This is a genomic window from Actinomyces sp. MRS3W, assembly GCF_032465695.1.
GTDB lineage: Bacteria > Actinomycetota > Actinomycetes > Actinomycetales > Actinomycetaceae > Actinomyces.
In genome coordinates, this window is the sequence record NZ_JAWDJJ010000292.1 from 1 (window position 1) to 5,485 (window position 5,485).

A 5,485-nucleotide genomic window follows, 5' to 3' on the forward strand; every position below is an offset into this window, starting at 1 on the left:
ACCCCGAGCGCTACCCCCACACCGACCCCTTCCACCGATTCGGGAGTACAGCAGTGACCGTGCATGAAGCCGACCTGGAAACTCTGCGCGTGCAGCTGGGACGCGAGCCCCGCGGCGTCGTTGATGTCGCAGCCCGCTGCGTGTGCGGTCGGCCCACGGTGGTGCGTACGGCCCCGCGGTTGCCCGATGGCTCGCCCTTTCCCACCACCTACTACCTCACCCACCCGGCGGCCGTCCGCGGGTGCTCCACCCTGGAGGCGGAGCACCTCATGGAGGATTTCAACCGGCGCCTGGTGGCAGAACCCGACCTCGCCGCCGCGTACGCCTCCGCCCATGCCGACTATCTCGCCCGCCGCGCCGAGTTGGGAATCCCTGAGGAGATAGCGGGCGTATCCGCTGGCGGTATGCCCACCCGTGTCAAGTGCCTGCACGCGCTGCTCGCCCACACGCTCGCCGTCGGGCGGGGCATCAACCCGATCGGGGACCTCACCCTGGAGGCCCTCGGCGAACGCGGCCTGTGGGATCCCGCCCACTGTCACTGCTGAAGCACACCACAAGGGGGATCCGTCCATGACCCGCGTGGCCGCCATTGATTGCGGCACCAACACCATTCGCCTGCTCGTTGCCGACGTCACCCGAGACGCCGCCGACGGGCCGCTCCGCCTGCACCCCCTGCACCGCTCGAGCACCATCGTCCGCCTCGGACAGGGGGTTGACCGCACCGGCCGCCTCGACACCGGTGCCCTGGAGCGCACCCTGGAGGTGGTCGATGAATACGCCGCCACCTGCGCCGCGCTGGAGGTGCTGCTGGATGCCGACCACGCCCGTTTTGTGGCCACCTCCGCCACCCGCGACGCCGAGAACCGGGACGAGTTCGTGGGCGGGGTGCATGAGGCACTCGGCATTCTCCCCGAGGTCGTCACCGGCCAGGAGGAAGCGTGCCTGTCCTTTGCTGGATCACTGCTCGGTCCCGGGACGGCGGGACCGGCCGGGCCGCGGCTCGTCGTCGACCTGGGCGGCGGCTCCACGGAGTTTGTGCTCGGCGTGGACTCCCCGCAGGCCGCCTGCTCGCTCAACACCGGCTCGGTGCGCATCACCGAGCGCTACCTCGCCGACGGCGTGAACTCAGAGGCCGAACGGGCGGCGCGAAGCGAGGTGCGCGCCCTGCTGGACCGGGCGGCCGACGCCGTCGACCTGGGGGCGGCGACCCGCCTGGTCGGGCTTGCCGGCACCATTACCACGGTCACGGCGCACGCCCTGGGCCTGGACGGTTTTGAGCGGGAGGCGATTGACGGCGCCGAACTGGCGATGGAGAAGGTGCTGGCTTCCTGCGACGCGATCGTCCATTCAACCGCCGCCGAGCGGGAGTCCTGGGGGTATCTGCTGCCGGGGCGCCGCGACGTCATTGCCGCGGGGGCGCTGGTGTGGAGCGAGGTCGTGGCTCGGGTCGGGGCCGACACCGCGGCCGCAGGGCATCCGCTCACCACCGTCATGACCAGCCTGTCCGACATTCTCGACGGTATTGCACTGTCGATTGTGCAGCGCCGGGAGCGGGCATGAGCGCCGCTGCAGACCGCGCAGGCGTTCTCCGACGCGCACAGGAAGTGCGGGACCGGCTAGGGGCGCGTGGTATCGCGGTGCCCGGATCGCCGGCCTGCGCGCACCCCGTCACGTGGGGGAGTGCGACTGTGGGGGGTGAGCGGCCCGTCGTGGCCGTGGCCACCACCGGCGCTGACGCCGAAGAGTGCGCGGCCCAGGCGCGTGCCGCCCGTGAGGCAGGCGCGGACCTGGTTGAGCTGCGTGCCGACCTTCTGGCAGGGCCGGTTGCCGCAGACCCGGCGCCCGCGGAGCTCGCGCGCGTGTGGTTGGAGGTGGCGCGCGCCGTCGGGGAGGTCCTGGGTGACTCCGGCATTCCGGTCCTGCTGACCGTGCGCACCGCCGCCGAGGGAGGCGGACTCGACCTTGACGATGCCGCCTACCGGGCCGCGCTTGCGGCCGTGGTAGCGGAGCTGACGGGGGACGACGGTGCGGCTTGTGACGTTCCGGGTCATGAAGCCGGTGAGGATGAGGACGCCCCCGAGCCCGGTGGCCGGGGCATCGGGCCGATCGCCGCCATTGATGTGGAGCTGGCCCGGGGCGAGCTGGCGGGGATGGTCCGGTTGGCGCGCCGGGGCGGGCTCGATGTGGTCGCCTCCAGCCATGACTTCACCTCCACTCCGGGGGAGGAGGAGTTGACGCGTCGGCTGCGGGCCATGCAGGAAGCGGGCGCCGCCGTCGCCAAGATCGCCGTCACTCCGGCGGATGCGCCGGATGTGGAGCGGCTGCTCGGTGTTGCCGCACGCGCCCGGGTGGAACTGGCCATTCCGATCATCGCCATTGCGATGGGTGCCGCGGGCGCCGTGACCAGACTGGCCGGCGGGATTTTCGGTTCGGCGCTCACCTTCGCCACCGCCGGGGGCCCCGCTTCCGCGCCCGGTCAGCTGCCCGTCGCGCAGGTGCGTGCCGCCCTCACCGAAACCGCGCTTCACCGAAACCGGCACTAATAACATGCCCAAACCGGCACTTGTAACGTGCCGAAACCGGCACTAATGACGCGCCGCCACCGGTCGCGGCGTCTCAGGCGGAGTGAAGACGCTGCTGGGCGGCCGTGAACCCCAAGGTCACCACGTGTTCAACGGCGTCGGCCGCGTGTTCTAGGGTGACCGCCAGCTCGGCGCGCTCGCGGCCCGGAAAATCGCTGAGCACGAAGTCGGCAGGATCCTGTCTGCCGGGGGGACGCCCGACGCCGATGCGCAAACGAGCGTAATCTCGCGTGCCGAGTGCGCTGGAGATCGAGCGCAGCCCGTTGTGCCCGCCCTCGCCACCGCCGCGCTTGAGTCGGAGCGTGTGAGCCGGCAGATCGAGATCGTCGTGGATGACGAGCAGGCGGGAGACCGGGTCGACGTCGTAGAACTGGGCGACTGCCTTGACCGGGCCGCCGGATTCGTTCATGTAGCTCGTGGTGCGGGCCAGGATGACGCGCGGCCCGGGTGCACCCCCGGGTAGAACCCCCAGACGCACATCGGCGACCTGGGTGCGGGTCTTGTGGCTGGACAGGCGAGACCCGGCACGCCCGGCCAGAACGTCAAGAACCATCTGTCCGACGTTGTGGCGGTTGTGGGCGTACCGGGCCCCGGGGTTTCCCAGCCCGACGATGAGCCATGGGCCGTTCATGGGCTAGAGCGCTACTGACGACTAGGTGATCGGCCGTCACTCGGCGTCGGCGGCGGGGGCCTCACCCTCGGCCGCCTCGGCGGTCTCCTCCTCCTCAGGAGCGGCGACCGCCTCGAGAGTGACGTTGACGACGTCGGTGTCGGCGTCGGTCATGGCCTCGACGTCGTCGGGGAGTGTGAGGTCGGAGACGCGGATGGCGGAGCCGGCCTCAACGCCGGTGATGTCGACGTCGATGGTCTCCGGGATGGCGATGGCCGGAGCGGAGACGAGCACGTGGGCGAGCTCGATGATGTGGATGGTGCCGGGGGCGGGCTCGCCGGTGACGACGACGGGAACCTCGACCTCGACCTTCTCAGTGCGGTTGACCAGCAGGAAGTCGACGTGCTGCACGCCGGGCCGGATCGGGTGACGCTGCACGTCCTTGGTCAGGGCCAGGAGGGTCTCGCCATCGATGTTCAGCTCGACCAGGGCGTTCTCGTTGCCGCGCAGGGCGAGACGGGTGGCGTGCTCGTCCAGCAGAACGTGGCGGGGCTCGGTGCCGTGCCCGTAGACGACGGCGGGGACCTGGCCGGCGCGGCGAGCCCGGCGGGAGGAGCCCTTGCCGAGTTCGTTGCGGTCGGTGGCGTTAAGCGTGACGGTGTTGGTAGCCATGTGCTCTCCTCGATGACGGCGGGGAGCCAGCCCCGCAGGTTCGGTGGTCCGGCGGGCACGACGACGTGCAGCACCTTCCGGCACCACCACGTCGATCACGGATGCGCTTGGCACATCCCTCGCCGGGGCAACGGCGCTACTCTACGCGATCGTTGGGGTACGGACGATAGCGGCGACGGTGAATCGCCCCACCCCAGCCGTCATTTCGACCGGTTTCGGCACGTTACAAGTGCCGGTTTCGGCGTGTTATTAGTGCCGGTTTCAGTGCATGAGGCCGGTCTCGTAGGCGACGACGACCGCCTGCACCCGGTCGCGCACATCGAGCTTGGTCAGCACATTGCCCACATGGGTCTTGACCGTCGTGGCGGACACGACCAGACGGTCGGCGATCTCGGAATTGCTTAAACCCTGCGCCATGAGCAGCAGGATCTCGCGCTCACGCGGCGTCAGCGAGGCGATGCGCTCATCCTCCTGCGCCGGGGCGCTGCCGTCGGCGGGCAGGTGCGAGGCGAACATCTCGAGCATGCGCCGGGTGATGCGCGGGCTCACCACGGCCTCGCCCCCGGCGACCGTGCGAATCGCTTCGGCCAGCTCGGCCGGGCGCGTGTCCTTGAGCAGGAAGCCACTGGCCCCGGCGCGCAGGCCGGCGAAGGCGTACTCGTCCAGGTCGAAGGTGGTCAGGATAAGGATCTTGGTGTCCGGGCACTGCTCACTGATCGCGGCGGTGGCGTCGATCCCGTTCATCCCCGGCATGCGCACATCCATGAGGATGACATCGGGATGCAGGGCGCGCGCCTGGGCGAGCGCGGTGGCGCCGTCGGAGGCCTCCCCAACGATCTGGATGTCGTCCTCGGCGTCGAGCACCATGCGGAAGCCCATGCGCATGAGCGCCTGGTCATCGGCGAGTACCACGGTCACCGGTCCGCGGCGGCGTCCGGCCTGTCCGCCAGACGTTGCCGGGTCCTCAGCATCCTGTCCGCCAGGACCCAGGGGGGCGGCGTCGTTCACTGCGGCATCTGCCACGGCGATGTCCCTTCGTCGTTATCGTCCCAGTGCAGGACTGCGCGCACGCGCCAGCCGGTCGCGGTCGGGCCCGCCTGCACAGTGCCACCATAGACGGCCGCGCGTTCACGCATGCCGATGAGTCCCTTCCCGGAGCCGTGCAGTGGGGCCGAGCCGGGTGCGGCCTCATTGTCAACGGTGAGGACGGCGGTGCCGGCATGCCGGTCGACGCTGACCGCGACGGCCCGCGTCGTCGGCGCGTAACGCAGAATGTTGGTCAGCGCCTCCTGGGCGATGCGGAACAGCGTCAGCTGCAGGCCCTTGTCGTCGGGCAGCGCCCGGCCGGTCCACTGATAGGTGACGGGTACGCCCGCCGTCCGGAACCGTTCCACGAGGACCTCCAGGTCCGCCTGCTCGGGCGCGGGTGCCAGCGGGACCTGCCCGCGGGAGGCATCGGCCTGCGCGTCGGTAGCCCGACGGCGCAGGGCGGCAATTTCCGGGGTCGGCTCGACCGGCGCCACCGTTCCCGGCGGTGCGAACTCGGGCACCGGCAGGTCGCGTACGGCGGTGGTTTCCACCGGAATCGGAGGAGCGGGGGAGACGCCGGCTGTGTAACCGG

7 protein-coding genes are annotated in these 5,485 nt (G+C 70.5%); 3 read left to right on the forward strand and 4 right to left on the reverse strand.

The window, feature by feature from the left end; translation table 11 throughout:
• The first annotated feature begins 53 nt into the window (after window positions 1–53).
• From RWX45_RS11165 to RWX45_RS11175, 3 genes are all read left to right on the forward strand, one after another.
• Entirely contained in the window at window positions 54–545 is a 492-nt protein-coding gene (locus tag RWX45_RS11165; RefSeq protein WP_316023801.1) for a DUF501 domain-containing protein, read from the forward strand.
• A 25-nt stretch (window positions 546–570) separates the two neighbouring features.
• Window positions 571–1,560, forward strand: coding sequence for an exopolyphosphatase (locus RWX45_RS11170; protein WP_316023796.1), 990 nt, complete (start codon window positions 571–573; stop codon window positions 1,558–1,560).
• A 128-nt stretch (window positions 1,561–1,688) separates the two neighbouring features.
• A complete protein-coding gene (locus RWX45_RS11175) occupies window positions 1,689–2,543 on the forward strand; it encodes a type I 3-dehydroquinate dehydratase (RefSeq protein ID WP_316023797.1) in 855 nt (284 codons plus the stop codon).
• 73 nt (window positions 2,544–2,616) lie between these two features.
• Here RWX45_RS11175 and pth read toward each other — a convergent pair whose 3' ends face one another.
• The 4 genes from pth to RWX45_RS11195 form a co-directional block, all read right to left on the reverse strand.
• A complete protein-coding gene (gene pth, locus RWX45_RS11180; protein WP_316023798.1) occupies window positions 2,617–3,213 on the reverse strand; it encodes an aminoacyl-tRNA hydrolase in 597 nt (198 codons plus the stop codon).
• 36 nt (window positions 3,214–3,249) lie between these two features.
• Window positions 3,250–3,864, reverse strand: a complete 615-nt coding sequence (locus RWX45_RS11185; RefSeq protein ID WP_316023799.1) for a 50S ribosomal protein L25/general stress protein Ctc — start codon at window positions 3,862–3,864, stop codon at window positions 3,250–3,252.
• A 261-nt stretch (window positions 3,865–4,125) separates the two neighbouring features.
• On the reverse strand, window positions 4,126–4,887 hold the full coding sequence (locus RWX45_RS11190) for a response regulator transcription factor (protein WP_316023800.1): 762 nt from the start codon (window positions 4,885–4,887) through the stop codon (window positions 4,126–4,128).
• A partial coding sequence (locus RWX45_RS11195) for a sensor histidine kinase (RefSeq protein WP_410050718.1) occupies window positions 4,869–5,485 on the reverse strand: 617 nt, incomplete at its 5' end. The genes RWX45_RS11195 and RWX45_RS11190, both read right to left, overlap by 19 nt.

Excerpts from the sequence above, each read along its gene's own strand:
- RWX45_RS11170 (WP_316023796.1), top strand. The coding sequence starts at position 571 with ATGACCCGCGTGGCCGCCATTGATTGCGGCACCAACACCATTCGCCTG.
- pth (WP_316023798.1), bottom strand. The coding sequence starts at position 3,213 with ATGAACGGCCCATGGCTCATCGTCGGGCTGGGAAACCCCGGGGCCCGG.
- RWX45_RS11185 (WP_316023799.1), bottom strand. The coding sequence starts at position 3,864 with ATGGCTACCAACACCGTCACGCTTAACGCCACCGACCGCAACGAACTC.